Origin of the sequence: Metabacillus sediminilitoris, assembly GCF_009720625.1 — a bacterium.
In the GTDB taxonomy this organism is placed as follows: domain Bacteria; phylum Bacillota; class Bacilli; order Bacillales; family Bacillaceae; genus Metabacillus; species Metabacillus sediminilitoris.
Genome location: NZ_CP046266.1, coordinates 4,740,932 through 4,759,309 on the forward strand (window position 1 = coordinate 4,740,932; position 18,378 = coordinate 4,759,309).

An 18,378-nucleotide genomic window follows, 5' to 3' on the forward strand; every position below is an offset into this window, starting at 1 on the left:
TTATTATTTATATGTAAAAAAATAAAAATTGGAACAAAAAAAAGCTATCATATGATAGCTTTTAAGATTTAATCGGGATTTTCACAATAAAGGTTGTGGTATTTTTAACGGAGTTAACAACAATAGAACCTCCATATTTATCCACTACGTACTTTACAATACCTAGCCCATCACCTCTAGGGACTCCGCGTTTCTCTTCTTTAGTTGAAAATCCAACATCAAAAATTTTATTTATGATTTCATTTGGAATAATCGGACCGATATTTTCTACTTTAAATACATACATTGTTGGAGAAGATTCTGCTTCAATACTAATGAATCGATCAGATTCAGGCAGGAGTAAGGTTGCATCAAATGCATTATCTATTAAATTAGAAAATAACTTAATTAAATCGATCGATTTTATTTTATGATATGTATGATCATCTATTAAAAGATGCATATCAACCTTTTCATTTTGCGCTCTCGCCCACTTAGATTGTAATAAGATATATAGTGCTGGATTTTTCACTTTAAGCGGAAGCTCCATTGTTTCGACTTCACTCGTTAAAGAATTCACATACTCAAATGCCCGGTCTTCTCTTCCAATCTTCAATAAACCTTGAATAACCTGGATATGATTAATAAAATCATGACGAATGGATCTCATAGTTTGCAGCATTGAATGAAATTCACCTTGGTACGTCTCTTCTGTATCTCCGACCTGTGTTGAAACCTCTTTGCGCAACCATAATTGAAAGCCAATAAAAATACTAAAGGAAAGGATAACAAACAATCCACTAAATAAAAAAAACGGAACGCTGTTTTTCATCACAGTATCTGTTATTTTATCCACTTTATCGACACTTTCATTTACGACAAGTGACCCGAGTGTTTGCCCATTTTCATTTACAATAGGTATACCAGATAAAATATAGGTACCTCCTATATCATCCTCTATTCTAGCAAAAAATGGCTTATACTCTGTAAACTTACTATTTAGTTCTTTTGGCAGCATGCAGCAATCATCCACACTTGTTGTTGAATCATTTGCTAAAAGTCCCTTTGCTACTATTCCTGGTTGATTATTCTCTTGATTTTTGAGGATATAAACAAATTTAGCACCTGTATACTTACGAGCTTCGATAAGCTCAGCCTCAAGCTTTTTAAGATTATGTATTGATTGTTCCTCTAAATATTTTTCATATGTATGTATGTCGAGATGATCTACAATGGACCTAGCTGTTGACATAGCCTGATTTGCAATTGTTAATTCGATCGTTTTACGTGTATTAAAATAAGTAGCATAAAAGTTTAATGAAGACAGTAAAGTGATGATCATAACTGATAAGGAAATGATGACTGCAAACTTTTTTTGTTTTACTTGTTTAATGTCAGTCACCTCTAAACTGTTTACAATATACGAAACTATTAAGATTTGATGAATCAAATTGAAGTAGACATGACAATCCTTAAAATTATTAAACATAAATCATGTAAATCGTCTTTTTATGGGTCTTTTTATCTATCCTACCATCTAAACACAAAGTAATAAATATGTAAATTGAGGCCTCAAATTTTCATTACAATTATTATTACACCAGTTGACAATTTTTGCGAATCTTTTTTTGGCATTTAATAATTATTAAGTTTTTGTAAAATGTCCTTTCACCTTTAGATGAACTCCTTTATATCATAAACACGACCATTTTCTAATGAACTTGATAACAATTTTATTAAAAGATGTGCAACAAAGCCTGGTGCTCTTAATAAGCCTTTCTCATGATATTCTTTGAACTGATTACTTGAAGAAAAATCCTTTCTATCTGCTGTACGAATCGTACTTTGCATTTGGGTATCCATAATGCCTGGTGAAAATGCAATAGCAATCACGTTATTCTCACGTTCTCCCTGCTCCACACCTATTGTATTTGTAAACATGTTTAATCCTGCCTTTACACTACAATAAGTGCTCCAACCTGCTGTAGGTCGGTTTGCAGCACCAGAAGTTATATTAACAATCACTGCCTGCCCTGTATATCCCTTTGATTCTTTTATAAAATAATCAGACATAATCATCGGAGCAAGTAAATTAAGTTTAACAGCAGATACGATGTTTTTTTCATCTGCTTCACCTACATACTTGATTGGATCAACCATCCCTGCATTATTAATCAATGTAATCTTGTTTGCCAATTTAGCATCAATCTTAGAAAACACTTTTTTCATTACAGCTCTAATTTGATCAATATCTGAAAGATCACATTCTTCAAAAAAAATGGCTGTTTTTTTACTAGCTGCTAGTTCGTCAAAAGCAGGATTGCTTGTTCTTGATAAATAAATAATGACATTGTTAGGATTTAGTAATTCCTTTACAATCGCTTCCCCCAAACCGCGTGATGCACCAGTTACGATATAATAGTTCATTACACTGCCTCCATATACATACTTTTGCTTTCTTTATTTATCCTAAATCATTTACATGATTTTATATAGTCGTGGATTTAGGTTGATAATTGTTCACGGATTATTTTATTTTTAGCTGATTTATTAAAAATTTCAATGATTTCGTTTAATTTCGCTTATCTTCACATGCATGATGTATCATAAAGAAAGTTCTATCTATTTTTAGTATTGTATTGATTAAGTATACGAATTGGATGGTGGTTTTTACATGTTAATTAATCTTTCAAAGGAAGCCAAGCAAGGAATGAAAGAAGAAATTATTAGCTTTTTTTATCAAGAAAGAGATGAAGAAATTGGAGAGATTGCAGCCGAAGCAGTTTTGGACTTTTGTTTAGAAAAACTAGGACCTTATATTTATAATGAGGGAATACAAGATGCGATCAAGCTCATTAGTGAGCGAAATACGAATACAGAGGATGATCTCCATTCACTTAAGCGCCCTCTTTATCGTTAACTTTTTCCGTTTCAATATACATAACAAGCTTCCGATACAATCAAGAGGAGGTGTTTTTATAGATATTGCCGCTTTATCGATTGGAATGAATCAGGCTTCGTTGGGCAAAGCATTAGCATTGCCTTAGTTAAAAAAACGATGGCAGCCGCACAGCAAAATAATCAAAATATACTCCAAATGCTCGAAGCACCACACCCTAATTTAGGGAAATCTATTGATGTAAAAGGATAATATGAAGAGACTGGATGAAAAGCTTTTGGTGTTTAAAAAAGCTCCAGTCTCTTTCTTCATTTTCTAGTTACTAAACAATGTTTTTGTTCCTTATACCTACTACCAAAACTGCCACTCTTACTCTTTTTAACATTATCACATATTATTCTCCTACTATAATGAACTGAAGTGAGTATCCACTTGATTACAGTTTGCCATGATTTTTTCTCGAGATAATAAAATAATACTAAAAACAGAAATATAAGAACCATAAACAAATAGAAGAAAGTAAAAAGGGTTTTATTACTAGAATGTTTGTCTCATACAAGAATAGTTTTCCATTCATATATTACATTGAAAGGAGGAATATAAAATGAAAGCAAAACCATATAATTGGGCAGCACCCCGCGGAACTGTACAACAATATGCAGACCAGGTGAGTGATATCGAACAATTTTCATCTGAGACGATTATTGTCAGAGATTCTACTAACATTTCTGTTACAACGACAGATACACAAGTAGCTGTGTCTCTTCAAGTTGCACTTCAAGTTGCTATCGCTCTTGTTATCAACTTAACGATCGCTGATAGTAATCGCGCTGAGCAAGTAACACAACAATTATTACAACAGGCTGACATGAAACAAGTTAATAGACAAAGTCTTGTCATCGAAAACTCTAGCGGTGTTACTGTTGCAACTACTGATACGGATGTAGCAATCTCTCTTCAAGTTCTTCTACAAATTTTAGTTGCATTAATTGTTAGCCTCGATATTTTTTAAAATATAAGAGAAGGCTGTCGAAAAAGATATCTTTTAGACAGCCTCTTTCATAGTAACAATATTTGAATGGTGTCTAATCAAAAATAATTGATTAGACATTATAGAACTACTATTCAATTAAACATATATGTCATTATCCTCAATACAATTAACCAAAGTGAGGTGAAACAAGTGTCTGATAAAAAATTAAATCTCCATGAAATCTCGTCTTCAATGATGGAGCTTTTTGTGCAGGATGTTCTCCGTAAAAATGGTGTTACGAAAGAAAATAGAAAGAACTTATCAGAAGAACAAAAGGCACATCTTAAGAAAGTAGTAACAGACCTTCAAGCACAAGTTGACGAGTTTGTTAAGGGAAAAAAAATAAAAGTAGAGTCAGAAGAAAAAGTTGAACTTTCCAATCAACGCCCTCTACGTGAAATACTCAAAAAAAAGAAAAAAAAGAAATAGTTCGGATTGATCGTGAAGTGGGAAATGTTAAGAAAATTCTAATTGGCCATGGTTCTAAAAAGCTGAGATTATTAGCTATTACTCTACATGATAAGTTGATAGTGTCACATTCATGCCAGAAGGAAATTCCTATCATTGCCAGACGTTCACAATCAGTCAACCTTAAAAAGTTATCCTCTCATGAGGATAACTTTTCATCGTCTTAAAACTTTCAATATTATCGTTAACATCATACAAAGTTTAAAGATTTTAAGCTGTTCATTAATCAAAACTGTATCTTTGCTCCAACCATGGATCTCCGCACATGTCATTAAGTAACCATTTTATGTCTTATTTTCCTTCTATATAAAAGACTCTTAATATTCGGTGGAATTATTATTAAAACTCCTGGGGATACTTTACATAAGGAGGTATCTTATGGAAAAAGTTATTGAAGAAATGACTAATGCATTACACAAAATAGAAATGGAGCATTGGATGAATCATGATTTGTTTAGTATACAATGGTGGAGTATCCTACTTTTGAATGCTATCCTTCTCATAATATTTATTTTGTTTATAGATCGGCAAAGGATTTTGCTAATTTCACTAGCATTTATGATCAGTTATGCTTTAACTACTGTTTTTGATGATATAGGAGAATACTTCCTTTTGTGGAGTCACCCTTATCAGTTAGTTCAGTTTCTTTCTCCCCTTGCCTCTGTGGAATTTATTGTAGTTCCCAGTATTATGGCATTAATGTATCAAACATTTAGCAAGTGGAAATTTTATTTAATTGCGGACCTTATTGTTGTTGGTATAATCTCTTTTATAGTTCAACCAATTTTTGTATATACTGATCTTTATAAATTGCATAATTGGACTTACTTTTACTCATTTATTGTTTTATTCATAATCGGGATTATTGGAAAAATGGTTATGGATTTTATTAAAAACAAGCAACTTATCCACTAAAATCCGGCCAAAAATATTATTGAGCTGAAAAACCATGGGTTTTCAATTGCAATTGTCGTTATTGAAAAAGGAAATCATGATTTATCTCAAGCGCTTGAGAGTACAGATTCACTATCTGACTCTGGCTTAATTACGCTTTTTCAATAACGATTAAAATGAAAATGGAAAGACTATTCTTTTGAAAGTAGAAAATTAGTTATATCTGATATCATTTTTACAAAAAGAATCAACCAGGGCCCCGACAGTTCTCCTACAATCGAGTTCAAGAATGCCGAGGTCATGCATTAATCAAAACTGTATCTTTGCTCCAACCATGGATCCCCCTTCATATGATACCCATTTCGTTCCCAAAAACCTGGATGGCCTTGTTCAGTAAATTGGATACCGCGTAGCCATTTTGCACTTTTCCAAAAATAAAGATGTGGAAACACTCCTCGAAGCGGATACCCATGTTCAGGTGTCAGCGGGTCGTTGTTGTATGAATGGGCAAGCAAACTCGTCTCTTTCAGAAAATCTTCAATTGTAAGATTTGTTGTCCAGCCTTCTTCTGCATGCAATACAACATGTTTAGCATGTGACTGGATCGATACGTCCTTAACAAGATCCCTCGTTCTTACTCCCTTCCAACTTGTATCAAGCTTTGACCAACCCGTAACACAATGAATATCATTTGAAAGTTCCACTTGTGGGAATATTGTCAAAATCTCCTCTAACGAGTAAAGCTTCGGATTCTCAACTAAACCATATATTTGCAAATTCCATTTAGAACTGTCTTCATAATATGGAACACTTCCAGAATGGAGAACTGGAAATGTTGTGGTTACATTCTGATTTGGCGGTACTCGATCAGATGAATTCATTTTTCTTTTTTTGCCAAAGTACACTGAACATCATACCCTTCTGTTTGTTAACTATATATAAATTTAAGTTGACATACATGCAAACCTCAATTATTCTTTTTTTATTAGAATGGGAAAACGAGGGGGATAACCATGAAACGAAAATTAAGTACATATGATCTTACGCTAGTTGGAATGTTTGCTGCTTTAATGGCTGTTGGGGCTAATATTACATCCTGGGCGCCATTCCTTCAAATCGCAAATGTTCCATTGTCCATGCAGCCCTTTTTCTGTATATTAGCTGGTCTGCTTTTGGGCAGCAGACTTGGTGCCTTATCAATGACAATTTATGCGTTAGTAGGAATAGCAGGTGCACCTGTCTTTGCACAGTTTCATGCTGGGATTGGTGTTATTTTCGAAAGTACTGGTGGATTTATTTTATCTTATATTGTTACTGCTTATGCTGTTGGGAAAATCATTGAGTTAGGGAAAGAAAAAAAGAAATCATCGTTCATGATCGCTTCATTTGTTGGTATTTCTCTTATCTATGTAATCGGAACAACATATATGTGGCTTGCATTAAACATGTGGATGAATGCTCCAATGTCCTATAGTACTGCTTGGACTATAATGGCTTGGTTTATTGTAAAGGATGTAGCTTTTACAATTTTCGGAGCACTAATTGCCCCGAGAATTTATTCGGCTGTTACAAAAGCAACAAATAAAAAAATTGCTGCGTAACCCATAAAAGCGGATGGCCATGTTCAGCCCCGACAGGCATAAGACGCGCATGAATAGAAGGTTGTTCTTTACCTTCAATTCATGCGTGGCTTATGACCAGAGGCAGTTACAAACGCAACGTCCTGTCGCTGTAACTGCACTTGCACGTCCTGTGCTTCGGGGCTTGGCGCTGGAGCTCGACAAACGAAAAGCCGGAAGCGTTTTGTTTGAAAATTCTCTTATAAAAGAAGACATCCTATGATGTCTTCTCTATTGAATACTCCCTTTATTCTCTTCTAAATACTGCTGCTCCTGTTCAGGAGTCATGACACCTGTTGCCTCACCAACATTACCGCCTTGCAAACTCCAAATCTTATTATGATCTTTATCAGCTCTTTGGAAGTCTCCTTCAGCCCAACGTTGAAGGATGTCCAGTAATAACTCCCCGTTTTTATAATTGTCATTCTCAACAACACTTATCAAAAATTGAATTCGTTCATTTGTCATTTCATAATGGAGCCACTTTTCTTCTGCAACAACCTTTTGATGTGACATCCCGTGCATATAATTTAAGATATCTTCCTCAGAGAGGTTTGTCTTATTACTTCCGAATGGGTTTTCAGTGATATTATTTGTTTCTGTTTTCGTAGTGTTTTGTTGAGATGCTGCTATAGTATTGTCTTCTTTCGCTACAGTTTCTGAGGAAGAGACCGCCTTTTTATCAATCATATCTACTAATATAACTCCTAAAACTCCTATACATAAGGCAAATACAATCATACTTGTTACAATTAGTTTGTGTTCTTTCATCCAACTCATAATATCTCCCCCTCCTAAAAATAGGATAATTAAATGATACACTGGAATAAATAGGAATGACAAGAAAAAGGATTGTCGAAAAATCGTTAAATCCTCCTTTTTTACTATTTTCTAAACTTGAATGTATAATTGATTCTAGTTTTGTCAATAAAAATAGTAGAGTAAATGACAAGGGAGTGTACGAGATGAAAGAATTAGTACTTAAAAAATATTTTTTAAACATACATGAGAGAGAAATGCTAGAAAAAGAAATAATAGAAAAAGATCCAGAATTGATAGAGACAGTACTAGAATGGGATGATGAGGAGTTACTGGAGAGAGTTAATATAAGCATAAAAGAATGGAACACAACATTAAAGCCATGACTTTAACGCCATATACCATTCATGCTCGGCCGCATGAGCCGCTGCCGAGCCAACTTTATGTATTCAAAAAAGAGGACAAATCACACTGTAAAATGATTTGTCCTCTTTTTTTTAGACTGTTTTCGCAAACTTTGTTGCTATTTACCAAGGGAGTGCGGTGTGGTTGATTGCATCGAGAGGGATGCTCTCATTCCGCGGGGCAGGGGGTGAGCAACCCACAGGAGTCTCGCAATCTGCTCCAATCACTTTAAATAGTTTTCGTTTTAAAAGAACAATCTCTTAGAAAAGAGTTTTTTTAATGTGTAAAAAATTCATTATAAAATAATTGCGGCAATCCACCCAAAAATAATCAATGGAATATTATAGTGAAAAAAGGTTGGGACACATGTATCCCAAATATGATTATGATTGCCGTCAACTGCTAAACCAGATGTTGGGCCAAGTGTACTATCAGATGCTGGAGAACCTGCATCGCCAAGCGCGCCTGCTGTACCAATAATGGCAATTGTCGCCATCGGGCTAAACCCTAATTGAATACATAAAGGAACAAAAATGGCTGTAATGATTGGAACGGTTGAAAAGGAAGAACCAATTCCCATTGTGACAAGTAAGCCTACAAGAAGCATTAACAATGCACCAATAGCCTGGTTTCCACCAATCAAGTTAGCAGATTTTTCAACAAGTTGTTCAACATGGCCTGTTTCCTGTATAACACTAGCAAAACCTGATGCTGTTATCATGACAAATCCGATAAATGCCATCATTTTCATTCCATTTGTCATGACGATATCTGCTTCATTACGTTTTAAAACGCCCCCAATAAATAGAACGATTAATCCAGCTAATGCACCAAAGATCATTCCTTCTACTTCAAGCTTTTGCGAAAGAAATAGTTGAACAGAAAGCGACGCAATAATTGCGATGATTCCAATCATGATGCTTTTCTTAGTATATGGATTCTCTAAATCTTGTCCTGTAACTTCACGAGTTTCATAGTGTCTTTTTTTACGATATGTGAAAAAGATTGCAATTAAGAGCCCTACAACCATTCCAAGAGCTGGGATAGCCATCGCAGTCGGGATATCAGATAAAGATACCTCTAAGCCGCTTTTTTCCATATTTGTCTGCATGATTCCTTGAAAAATGGCGCCAAAGCCAACAGGTAAATACATATATGGTGTAATTAAGCCAAAGGCAATAATCGTTGCGATTAAGCGGCGATCAACCTGAAGTTCATTTAAAACCTTTAATAAAGGTGGAATTAGTACAGGTATAAATGCAATATGAACTGGGACAACATTTTGCGAGAAGATCGAAATAATTAAGATGATTAAGAGAATTAAGGCTTTCGAAAGTGTCTTCCGTTTTTCTTCACCTTCTTTGCCTACTACTTTAATTGCAGTAGCTACCATCGCGTCAGGTAGCCCAGTTTTAGATAAAGCAACAGCAAATGCTCCTAATAAAGCATAGCTTAAGGCAATTGTTGCACTTCCGCCTAACCCATTCGTAAATGCCTCAATAGTTGCAGCGATACCTAATCCGCCAGTTAATCCACCTACTAGTGCACCAACAATCAATGCAAACACAACGTTTATTCTTAATAAGCTTAAAATAAGCATAACAGTTACAGCAATTAATACGGCGTTCAACATAAAAACCCCCAAAACCCTTTAGTTTACTAATATGGTAAAGAACCAAAAAAACAGTTATAAATTTATCATAATCTTTTTCAATATGTCAACGGGAATTTTAGCTAAAAGAGGGAGAGTATTGGTGATTGGTAGAAAAATTTAGCATAAGGTACTTTTCCATTCATTCAGCATCTTAGATGAATACTTCTGTATTACCTTGCAAAAACCTACCTTAATCTTGCATATCCCCTAGATTGCCGGAAATAAAAAAGAATCGGCCAAATATAGAGCCGACTCTTTCTAACAATCAATTATTCACTTGCTTCAAACCGTTCTACAAACGCTGCCAATGTTCTTGCCATTACTCCTGTTGCTCCAGATGGACCAAGGTCGCTGCCTTTCGAAGTTGTTGCTGTACCTGCAATATCAAGATGAACCCATGGTGTGTTTTCAGCGAATTCACCAATAAAGGTTCCAGCCATAATCGCATGGCCTTCTCGGCCTGGTGAATTATTTAAGTCCGCCATTTTGCTGTTGCGTACGCGTTTTTTATCTTTTTCTGTGATAGGCAAACGCCAAATTGGTTCTTCACATTCATGTGAAGCTTGAAGTACTTGTTCAAATAAAGCTTCATTATTTGTCATGGCACCTGTAGTATCAGTACCTAATGCAATAATAACTCCGCCTGTTAAAGTTGCAACGTCTATTAAATAATTTGCGCCATGATGCTTAGCATATGTCACTCCATCTGCTAGAACTAAGCGCCCTTCTGCATCTGTATTTAACACTTCAATTGTTTTTCCACTTAATGATACGATGACATCATCCGGTTTAAAGGCACCACCGCTAATCATATTATCTGTTGAAGGAATGACTGCTACAACATTTTGTTCTGGTTTAATCTCACCAATAATCTCCATTGCCCCAAGAACTGCTGCAGCACCGCCCATATCGGTTTTCATACCGACAATGCCATCCTTTGGCTTAATCGAATAGCCGCCAGTATCATAAGTAATTCCTTTACCAACTAAGCCGACAACATCTGTCCACTCTTCTTTTCCTTGATATTTTAAAACAATCATTTTAGGAGGCTCTACTGAACCTTTGTTTACTGCAAGCAATGCTCCCATTCCGAGTCGTTCCATATCTTCTTTTTCAAGAATTTCATATTCAAACTGATACTTATTCGCTAATTCGATCGAGTATAATGCAAGTTCAGTTGCAGTTAACAAATTGGGCGGCATATTGGTTAACGTTCTTGCACTATTAGTTCCCTTACCAAAGGCATATCCAACTTCCAATCCTGACTTAATCTCATCTATCTCTTCTGTTTGTGAAAGGACATGAATCGTTTCGATGTTCTTTTCAGGTTCATTGGCTTTTTGTTTGTAATCAACAATTTTGTAAGTAGATAATGCAAAAGCCTCAGCTAAAGCATGTGCCGCGTCATTGCCAGCAACATTTTCTGAAACAAAAGTATCTAATGCAATCGTAACATCTTGTAATTTTGCCTCTTGGATTGTTTTGAAAATTTTTCCGAATGCTTCTCTTACAAAGTCAAATTCTATTTCTTTTTCTTTTCCTAAGCCAACAAAATATAAACGTTTTATCGCTAGTCTTCCTAGGGTAAGTATTTTAGTAATCGCCTTTTGTTTTGTAGACAAGTCTCCATCTTTTATTAAATCTGTGATTTGACCATCCAGCTGTGAATCCAATTCTGCTGCAAGACCTGATAATTTCCCATTGTGTTGATAAATTCCGATGACTAGTGTTTCATGTTGAATATTTTGTTCAAACTGATTATGTACCTTAAACAAAAAGAACACCTCGTTTTATTTTGATTTGCTAAAAGACCTTAACAAGTCTCGTAACGAATATAAAGGGGCGCTGGACACCAAAAAACTTCATACAAACGTAAAGCTTAAGAATCAACTAAAAAAGATGTTTTATGATCTAAAAGCTTAGTAGGAAGATATGCTATAATGAAGAAAATCTTTCATACATATCCTCATTTTAGCTACTTATCTGCCATTGTATACAAAGGTAAAGGTATCTGAAGCCTATTAATGTTTGGTATATGTATTACATATTTTATTGTAACAGATCATGAATCGTTTTAAACGAAATGTACTCTTTATCCTATCTCACAGCAATGAAAGGAGTATATACTTTGGATTTACTACATAATTTCCCCTTACTTGCGTCATTAGCTGCTATCTTTTTTGCTCAATTTGTGAAAGTACCAATCCAATTTATCGCTACGAGGAAATGGAATTGGTCTCTGTTAACAAGTACAGGCGGGATGCCCAGTTCACATTCAGCAGCTGTCACTGCTCTTTCTACAGGGGTTGCATTGGATCATGGACTAGAATCGTCCATCTTTGCGATATCTGCTGTTTTTGCCATTATTACGATGTTTGATGCAACTGGTGTCAGAAGACATGCAGGTGAACAAGCCACTGTTTTAAATAAGCTTGTGGTTGATTTCAATAAATTTGTAGAAGAAGCAAAAGTATGGCCGAAAAAAGCCGAACAAGAAAAACAGAAGCAGCTAAAAGAACTTCTTGGACACCAGCCTATTGAAGTTTTCTTTGGAGGGCTAACAGGTATTCTACTTACTCTATTTTTATATTTCTTATTTTTATAAAAAAAATGAGGATTGCACTGATTTAACCCGCCATGTCAGCTGGAACGGCAAGGTAAAAGCTGTTTTCTAATGATTACTATTAATCTCGGCGGTGTTCTTACACTCTCGTGAAATGCAGGTGATGATAATTGAGGCTGATTTCCATATGTCCTAGTAATACAGAGCTTGCCGTTTATCTAGGATTAAAAGATTACCTTGTGGCTCTGGATGATTTTTCAGATTGGCCGGCAGATATCTCTCATCTTCCAAGGCTTGGCCCAGACCTTTCAATCAATATGGATCTATTAGAAACATTTAAACCAGACTTAGTGCTGGCGTCTTTAAGTGTACCTGGTATGGAAAAAAATGTGGATGAACTAAAAAAGCGCAACATCCCACACATTGTATTTAACCCGCAATCTTTTAATGATATCGCTGAAAATCTTATTTCTTTAGGAAAAATAACAGGAAAAGAAAAGGAAACATCACATGCAATTGAGCACTATCAGCAAACTCTTTCTACATATAAAGAGATTGCAAAAAAAATTCAACATCCTAAATCAGTCTACTTCGAATGGTGGCCAAATCCTATTTTTACTCCCGGGAAAATCAATTGGTTAACAGAACTTTGTCAATTAGCAGGTGCTAAAAATGTTTTTGATGATGTTGAACTGGCTAGTGTCAAAACAACATGGGAAGATGTACATCGAAGAGATCCGGAACATATTTGCCTATCATGGGTCGGGGTAAAGCAGTCAAGGATGAAACGAGAACATGTTTTGAAAAGAAATGAAGCTTCCAACTTACGGGCTGTGCAAAATGGGCATATCCATCTATTAGAAGAGGCATTATTTTGCCGGCCTTCACCACGGTTGCTTATTGGACTTCAAAAACTAGCGTATATTCTACATCCTGATATGTTTCCTCCTCCAACGAAAGATTAATCATATAAAACGAAAAGCTAGTGTGTTTTTTCCACTAGCTTTTCGTTTTATTTTTTATATATTTTTGCCTAAATACCTGCATTGATTTATCATTATTTAAACTTTCTAATTGTTCATCTGTTAATTTACCGTCGCCCATTTGTATAACATAGACATCTAATTGTTTTTTTCCCCAGCTCGCGTATACTTCTTTCACTGTCTCATAATAAAGGTCTAGTCTATTCCCTTTTATAGCGCTACCTGTATCGGCAACAACTCCATACCCATAATCAGGGATAAATAAAATTGTCCCAATAGGAAACACATTTGGATCTGCAGCAACAGTTGAATATAAATCTCTCTTTACTTTCACACCTGAATATGTAATCCCATAACTAGGATGGTCTGGTTGTTTTCCAGTTGATTCAATCCCTGCAGTATAACCTGTGGCAACGACCTTCTTTGTTGGATATTTTGACCAATCAAATGCTTCTTCCAGGGGAACATCATGATTAACTGTTTCTACGCTTGATGAAACTTTCGTTGCAACGGTTTGTTCAGTATTCATTGTTTTAAAGGTTAAACCTAATATTCTGAACGTTTCCTTCTTATCCTCAGCTTCTTCTTCATAGCTCCCATCAGAAGTTGAACGATCATCTAAATACCAGTTAGATATATCCTTTGCTTCTACACCTGAAATAGCCTCAATTGTCGTTGTTAATGCTCCTAAAAATAATAAGGTCATAAACAACCTTCTAGATACTCTCTTTATACTTATCATATTTTGCCTATTCACTCCTCTCACAAATTATTCGTTTCCAGTTTTGAGAGAGAATATTCAAAAATAGGCGAAATACATATTTTAACAATTTTTAAAAACACGAAATCCTTTACAATTTTACACACAAAATACACCTATATTTAAACAACAAAAAAGCCTGCACGTCACACCCGGCAGACTTTCAAAAGTACGATTTTTAAAACATTTGGTATCCTCTTTTACGGAGCATCTTAATAATAACTCCTGATAAAATTGCCCCAATCAAACCTGAAGATAGGATTAAAATATCGGCAAGTGCTAAAGATAAAATTTTCTCGCCTAAAGCTGGAAAAGATTTATTAGGGCTTTGAAAATATTCAATAAATCTCACATTATCTATAATAAAAATACAAACAATTGGATAGACAATTGCCATAATCCAAGACATGCGTAAAAGCATATTTAATAAAAACCCGATTCCAAAAAATAATACTAAGAATAAAAGCATTGATATTAATAAAACAGGTAAGCTTAACATGTCTACCACCTCCCATACACCAATTTAAGTGTACTGAACTAACGGTAGACAGTCAATCATAAGTCTATGAATGTTTGTTAAAGAATTGCTAAATTATTGTGAGTGAAAAATAGAACAAATGGATGTCTATCCAGATCATTTGTCTAGTTTCTATACAGTGATTAAAGGATCATTTCTTCCCATTCTTAACAGTCAGTAAATCTCATCGTGCAAGATTTGAGTGATGACAAAGAAGATATGTGGGGGATAAAGTGAACCCCCACTTACAGAAGGGTAGCTTTATCCCATCCTTAACAGGCAGTAAAAGGTTTCTCGGAGTTGCAAGAAGTTTAGTGGGTGATCACTGCCTGTAAAGATCCGATAAGTCTCGCTTTATGATTTTTCACCAGTACCTTCACAGCTGGTACATGTTTCTGAACCGCCTAAGATTAATTGAAAATAGCCTATTCCTGAGCAATAAGGACATTCTTTCTTTGTCGTCTCTACCGTTGTTGTCTTCATCCAAATCTCTCCTTTTTAGAAATAGTAGTTTCGTCATAATATACCAAATATTCTGTCAACTATAAAGGAAGATAATCTGACGAATATTTTCATGTAAGCGAATACATACACCCTTATCTTTCAATCCCTTTAGAATTCTTACAATTGGGAATATTATAAAAATAAGTGGTATACATTATAGCCAAAGTGATCTCCAGGATTAAAATGATCGTGCTTTTTAAGGCTATAATCGAAAGAGGCTTTAGCAAAATTTACAAGTAGTAAGGATGAATCTGGATGATCAATAAGATCCTTTGGGTGAATAAATGCTGCATCTTCTAACTCACTTGTTTGGACGGTAATTTCATTTGTTTCTGCTCTTAAGGTAAAAATGACCATGTTATCACTTATCACTTCATTTATCACACCTGATCGAATCCCAATGACACCTTCCACCTTGGCGTTGATTCCCGTTTCTTCAAATACTTCTCTTCCAATTGCTTCATCTATCGTTTCACCTTGTTCCACAAAACCAGCGGGAAATGACCATTTACCTTTTAATCCTCCATATGTTTTCTTAACAACAAGCCATTCATTACGATTATTTTGTACAATTCCTGTTACAGCTAACCACACATTTCCCCGCTTTGATTGTGACATCTTATCAATTCCCCCAATTATTTCCTATAAAAATGGATACGAGACTATACTTAGTGTCTAAACTTGTAAAATTAAAATAAAAAAATCCAGATTCCTATAAGAAGTTGAATTTCCCCTTTTTCATCACTAAGGAAGGACCACCAATCATATATAAAGCACGATTATCAATCATCTTTTTCATAAAAGATGCCTTAGAGCCTACAAATTTCTTGCCGAAGACAAATCCAACTGCATCATGATCACCTAAGGATGCAACAGATCCTTTCATGACTGGTGTAAATGAAATCATTTTTTTAGAGCCGGAAATCGCTGCTTGTAAGTTTTTGGCACAAACTTCTCCTTGCTGCATAGCAATCTGTGCTGTAGGTGGATAGGGACGGTTTGTTTCTTCATTTATAATCAATGAGCAATCACCGATAACAAATACGTCTTCATGACCTGGTGCGCGTAAATAATCATCAACCTTCACACGTCCTCGTATATTTTCAAATCCTGCTTCTTCGACAACGCTATTACCTCGAACACCAGCTGCCCATACAACCGTACCTGCTTTAATTGTTTCCATGCGATTGTCTTTGGAAACGATAATACCATCCTTTATACATTCCTTTATTGCCGTACCTATTCTAAATTCCACACCTTTTTTTTGTAAGTATTTCACTGCATAATTTACTAATCCAGGATCAAATCCAGGTAAAGCAGTTGGCGCAGCTTCAACACAAATCATGCGAACTTTCTGGAAATCAATATCATATTCTTTACAAAGTTTTGGGATTCTGTTTCCTAATTCACCTAAGAACTCAATTCCTGTAAAACCAGCACCACCAACTATAATGGCAAGGCGTTCTACTTTTTTATCCTTTTCCATATTATAGGTAGCAAATTGATATTCTATATGCTCACGTAATTGACGTGCAGAATCAATGCTTGTAATCCCAAATGCATACTCCTTTAATCCTTTTATTCCAAATGTTTCAGGATGTGAACCTAAAGAAATAACTAAGTAGTCATACTCTACCTGACCTTTTTCTAAGGTAACCACTTTTGCTTGTTTATCAATTGCAACAACTGTATCTTTCATAAAGTGAATGCGACTTGTATTAATGACTTCTCTAATTGGATATCGAGCACGATCATGATGTAAAGTACCAGCTGAAGCTTCATGCAACCAGGTTGTTTCATAGTGATAATTATTCTTATTCACTAAGGTAATCTCTGCTTCACTTACACCAATTAGCTTTTGCAAGCGAGTCACTGTAATTAACCCACCATAACCTGCACCTAACACAACAACTCTTGGCTTTCTCACATAATCACCTACTCCTTTTTAGAATGTTGTAACTGAATAATATTCATTACCCCTATGTTATACAACATATATTTTGAGTAAAGCGATAAAAAATTGTGAACCCGTTCACTTATGTCAGTATATTCATCTACCTATCCATTTAGGATGAATAGTAACATTTCATCCGAATTTCTATATAATTTTTAGAAACTAATTTATATTATGTTTTTGTATAGTATAATCAATTTTATAATCGTTTTCATTCCATTTTATGAATAGTTTCTTAATTAGATATGTATCCATATAAGTTGAAGAAAATGATTTATGCAGGTTTGTGTGATAAGATTTTGTTGTGATTTAGCACAGTCTAAAAGGGAGGAAAACTTATGAAAGAAGATACTAAAATATATGATATTACCATCATCGGTGGAGGACCTGTTGGGTTATTTACTGCTTTTTATGGTGGAATGAGACAAGCTAGTGTCAAAATCATTGAAAGTCTTCCGCAATTAGGTGGCCAGCTTTCTGCATTATACCCAGAAAAATACATATATGATGTCGCAGGTTTTCCAAAAGTAAGAGCCCAAGAGCTCGTTAATAATTTAAAAGAACAAATGGAGCAATTTTCCCCAACAATCGCCTTAGAACAAGCCGTTGAACAAGTTGAAAAACAAGCTGATGGTGTATTTAAACTTACAACAAACAATGAAGTACATTATACAAAAACAATCATTATTACTGCTGGTAACGGAGCATTTCAGCCTCGTAAACTCGAACTTGAGGAGTCAGTAAAATACGAAAACAAAAACTTACATTACTTTGTTGATGACTTAAACAAATTTTCAGGAAAACGAGTAGCACTGTGCGGTGGCGGTGACTCAGCTGTAGACTGGGCACTTATGCTTGAACCAATTGCCGAAAGTGTCAGCCTTATCCATAGACGTGATAAATTCAGAGCACATGAACATAGTGTAGAGTTATTAAAAAAGTCAAAGGTAAATTTAGTAACGCCATTTGTTCCAACAGAGCTAATTGGTGATGATAAAATCGAACAACTTGTTTTAGAGGAAGTAAAAGGAGATCGAAAAGAAGTCCTTGATATTGACGACTTAATCATAAACTATGGGTTCGTTTCTTCTCTTGGCCCAATCAAAAATTGGGGCTTAGAAATCGAGAAAAACTCCATTCTCGTTAATTCTAAAATGGAAACGAATATTGCCGGAATCTATGCCGCTGGTGATATTTGCACATATGAAGGAAAAGTTAAACTTATTGCAAGTGGATTTGGTGAAGCACCTACTGCAGTAAATAATGCAAAAGCCTATTTAGATCCTAAAGCACGTGTACAACCATTGCACAGTACAAGTTTATTTGGTTGAGCATCAAAGCAAGACACGATGGTTTAGACATCTAAACATAAACAAAACGACTGCCT

Annotated in this window: 21 protein-coding genes; 10 read left to right on the top strand and 11 right to left on the bottom strand. The window is 35.1% G+C overall.

Going from position 1 to position 18,378, the window contains the following annotated elements; translation table 11 throughout:
- Positions 1 to 61: 61 nt before the first annotated feature.
- Complete coding sequence (locus GMB29_RS22875; RefSeq protein ID WP_168733811.1) at positions 62 to 1,381, bottom strand: sensor histidine kinase; 1,320 nt, start codon at positions 1,379 to 1,381, stop codon at positions 62 to 64.
- 272 nt (positions 1,382 to 1,653) lie between these two features.
- Positions 1,654 to 2,406: a (S)-benzoin forming benzil reductase gene (locus GMB29_RS22880; RefSeq protein WP_136352612.1), complete on the bottom strand. Its 753-nt coding sequence runs from the start codon at positions 2,404 to 2,406 to the stop codon at positions 1,654 to 1,656.
- A gap of 247 nt (positions 2,407 to 2,653) precedes the next feature.
- On the opposite strand from GMB29_RS22880, the gene GMB29_RS22885 reads away from it, so the two are divergent.
- The 5 genes from GMB29_RS22885 (at position 2,654) to GMB29_RS22905 (ending at position 5,294) form a co-directional block, all read left to right on the top strand.
- The gene (locus GMB29_RS22885) at positions 2,654 to 2,899 is read left to right on the top strand and encodes a DUF2164 domain-containing protein (RefSeq protein ID WP_136352611.1); all 246 of its coding nucleotides are present in this window, start codon (positions 2,654 to 2,656) and stop codon (positions 2,897 to 2,899) included.
- A 138-nt stretch (positions 2,900 to 3,037) separates the two neighbouring features.
- Positions 3,038 to 3,130: a hypothetical protein gene (locus GMB29_RS28130; RefSeq protein WP_406600291.1), complete on the top strand. Its 93-nt coding sequence runs from the start codon at positions 3,038 to 3,040 to the stop codon at positions 3,128 to 3,130.
- A gap of 352 nt (positions 3,131 to 3,482) precedes the next feature.
- On the top strand, positions 3,483 to 3,890 hold the full coding sequence (locus GMB29_RS22895) for a spore coat protein (protein ID WP_136352610.1): 408 nt from the start codon (positions 3,483 to 3,485) through the stop codon (positions 3,888 to 3,890).
- A 171-nt stretch (positions 3,891 to 4,061) separates the two neighbouring features.
- Positions 4,062 to 4,340 carry a hypothetical protein gene (locus tag GMB29_RS22900; protein WP_136352609.1) on the top strand — a complete coding sequence of 93 codons (279 nt, stop codon included), beginning with the start codon at positions 4,062 to 4,064 and terminating at the stop codon, positions 4,338 to 4,340.
- Positions 4,341 to 4,757: 417 nt separating this feature from the next.
- Entirely contained in the window at positions 4,758 to 5,294 is a 537-nt protein-coding gene (locus GMB29_RS22905; protein ID WP_136352608.1) for a CBO0543 family protein, read from the top strand.
- Positions 5,295 to 5,578: 284 nt separating this feature from the next.
- On the opposite strand, the gene GMB29_RS22910 is transcribed toward GMB29_RS22905, so the two are convergent.
- Entirely contained in the window at positions 5,579 to 6,178 is a 600-nt protein-coding gene (locus GMB29_RS22910; protein WP_136352607.1) for a sulfite oxidase-like oxidoreductase, read from the bottom strand.
- Positions 6,179 to 6,286: 108 nt separating this feature from the next.
- Between GMB29_RS22910 and GMB29_RS22915 the strand changes: the two genes are divergently transcribed.
- The gene (locus GMB29_RS22915) at positions 6,287 to 6,874 is read left to right on the top strand and encodes a biotin transporter BioY (protein ID WP_136352606.1); all 588 of its coding nucleotides are present in this window, start codon (positions 6,287 to 6,289) and stop codon (positions 6,872 to 6,874) included.
- 249 nt (positions 6,875 to 7,123) lie between these two features.
- Here the strand turns inward: GMB29_RS22915 and GMB29_RS22920 are convergent, their stop codons facing one another.
- Complete coding sequence (locus GMB29_RS22920) at positions 7,124 to 7,672, bottom strand: DUF6241 domain-containing protein (RefSeq protein ID WP_136352605.1); 549 nt, start codon at positions 7,670 to 7,672, stop codon at positions 7,124 to 7,126.
- A gap of 185 nt (positions 7,673 to 7,857) precedes the next feature.
- Here GMB29_RS22920 and GMB29_RS22925 point away from each other — a divergent pair, with 185 nt between their 5' ends.
- On the top strand, positions 7,858 to 8,037 hold the full coding sequence (locus GMB29_RS22925) for a hypothetical protein (RefSeq protein ID WP_136352604.1): 180 nt from the start codon (positions 7,858 to 7,860) through the stop codon (positions 8,035 to 8,037).
- Between the two features lie 314 nt (positions 8,038 to 8,351).
- Here GMB29_RS22925 and GMB29_RS22930 read toward each other — a convergent pair whose 3' ends face one another.
- Both GMB29_RS22930 and GMB29_RS22935 read right to left on the bottom strand, forming a co-directional pair.
- On the bottom strand, positions 8,352 to 9,686 hold the full coding sequence (locus tag GMB29_RS22930; RefSeq protein WP_136352603.1) for a Na+/H+ antiporter family protein: 1,335 nt from the start codon (positions 9,684 to 9,686) through the stop codon (positions 8,352 to 8,354).
- A gap of 293 nt (positions 9,687 to 9,979) precedes the next feature.
- Complete coding sequence (locus GMB29_RS22935) at positions 9,980 to 11,485, bottom strand: leucyl aminopeptidase (protein WP_136352602.1); 1,506 nt, start codon at positions 11,483 to 11,485, stop codon at positions 9,980 to 9,982.
- Between the two features lie 353 nt (positions 11,486 to 11,838).
- Between GMB29_RS22935 and GMB29_RS22940 the strand changes: the two genes are divergently transcribed.
- Both GMB29_RS22940 and GMB29_RS22945 read left to right on the top strand, forming a co-directional pair.
- Entirely contained in the window at positions 11,839 to 12,315 is a 477-nt protein-coding gene (locus tag GMB29_RS22940) for a divergent PAP2 family protein (RefSeq protein WP_136352601.1), read from the top strand.
- Between the two features lie 128 nt (positions 12,316 to 12,443).
- On the top strand, positions 12,444 to 13,238 hold the full coding sequence (locus GMB29_RS22945) for a cobalamin-binding protein (protein WP_136352600.1): 795 nt from the start codon (positions 12,444 to 12,446) through the stop codon (positions 13,236 to 13,238).
- A gap of 34 nt (positions 13,239 to 13,272) precedes the next feature.
- Here the strand turns inward: GMB29_RS22945 and GMB29_RS22950 are convergent, their stop codons facing one another.
- The 5 genes from GMB29_RS22950 to GMB29_RS22965 form a co-directional block, all read right to left on the bottom strand.
- Positions 13,273 to 13,962: a 3D domain-containing protein gene (locus tag GMB29_RS22950; protein WP_406600292.1), complete on the bottom strand. Its 690-nt coding sequence runs from the start codon at positions 13,960 to 13,962 to the stop codon at positions 13,273 to 13,275.
- A gap of 232 nt (positions 13,963 to 14,194) precedes the next feature.
- Positions 14,195 to 14,515, bottom strand: coding sequence for a YuiB family protein (locus GMB29_RS22955; protein WP_136352598.1), 321 nt, complete (start codon positions 14,513 to 14,515; stop codon positions 14,195 to 14,197).
- A 372-nt stretch (positions 14,516 to 14,887) separates the two neighbouring features.
- Complete coding sequence (locus tag GMB29_RS27130) at positions 14,888 to 15,016, bottom strand: YuiA family protein (protein WP_168733810.1); 129 nt, start codon at positions 15,014 to 15,016, stop codon at positions 14,888 to 14,890.
- Between the two features lie 153 nt (positions 15,017 to 15,169).
- Positions 15,170 to 15,655, bottom strand: a complete 486-nt coding sequence (locus GMB29_RS22960; RefSeq protein WP_136352597.1) for an NUDIX domain-containing protein — start codon at positions 15,653 to 15,655, stop codon at positions 15,170 to 15,172.
- Positions 15,656 to 15,749: 94 nt separating this feature from the next.
- Entirely contained in the window at positions 15,750 to 16,964 is a 1,215-nt protein-coding gene (locus tag GMB29_RS22965) for an NAD(P)/FAD-dependent oxidoreductase (RefSeq protein WP_136352596.1), read from the bottom strand.
- A 365-nt stretch (positions 16,965 to 17,329) separates the two neighbouring features.
- Here GMB29_RS22965 and yumC point away from each other — a divergent pair, with 365 nt between their 5' ends.
- Entirely contained in the window at positions 17,330 to 18,322 is a 993-nt protein-coding gene (gene yumC / locus GMB29_RS22970; protein ID WP_136352595.1) for a ferredoxin--NADP reductase 2, read from the top strand.
- The last annotated feature ends 56 nt before the right edge of the window (positions 18,323 to 18,378 follow it).

Excerpts from the sequence above, each read along its gene's own strand:
- GMB29_RS28130 (WP_406600291.1), top strand. The coding sequence starts at position 3,038 with ATGGCAGCCGCACAGCAAAATAATCAAAATATACTCCAAATGCTCGAA.
- GMB29_RS22895 (WP_136352610.1), top strand. The coding sequence starts at position 3,483 with ATGAAAGCAAAACCATATAATTGGGCAGCACCCCGCGGAACTGTACAA.
- GMB29_RS22950 (WP_406600292.1), bottom strand. The coding sequence starts at position 13,962 with ATGACCTTATTATTTTTAGGAGCATTAACAACGACAATTGAGGCTATT.
- GMB29_RS22905 (WP_136352608.1), top strand. The coding sequence starts at position 4,758 with ATGGAAAAAGTTATTGAAGAAATGACTAATGCATTACACAAAATAGAA.
- GMB29_RS22925 (WP_136352604.1), top strand. The coding sequence starts at position 7,858 with ATGAAAGAATTAGTACTTAAAAAATATTTTTTAAACATACATGAGAGA.
- GMB29_RS22880 (WP_136352612.1), bottom strand. The coding sequence starts at position 2,406 with ATGAACTATTATATCGTAACTGGTGCATCACGCGGTTTGGGGGAAGCG.
- yumC (WP_136352595.1), top strand. The coding sequence starts at position 17,330 with ATGAAAGAAGATACTAAAATATATGATATTACCATCATCGGTGGAGGA.
- GMB29_RS22915 (WP_136352606.1), top strand. The coding sequence starts at position 6,287 with ATGAAACGAAAATTAAGTACATATGATCTTACGCTAGTTGGAATGTTT.
- GMB29_RS22885 (WP_136352611.1), top strand. The coding sequence starts at position 2,654 with ATGTTAATTAATCTTTCAAAGGAAGCCAAGCAAGGAATGAAAGAAGAA.
- GMB29_RS22960 (WP_136352597.1), bottom strand. The coding sequence starts at position 15,655 with ATGTCACAATCAAAGCGGGGAAATGTGTGGTTAGCTGTAACAGGAATT.
- GMB29_RS27130 (WP_168733810.1), bottom strand. The coding sequence starts at position 15,016 with ATGAAGACAACAACGGTAGAGACGACAAAGAAAGAATGTCCTTATTGC.
- GMB29_RS22955 (WP_136352598.1), bottom strand. The coding sequence starts at position 14,515 with ATGTTAAGCTTACCTGTTTTATTAATATCAATGCTTTTATTCTTAGTA.
- GMB29_RS22920 (WP_136352605.1), bottom strand. The coding sequence starts at position 7,672 with ATGAGTTGGATGAAAGAACACAAACTAATTGTAACAAGTATGATTGTA.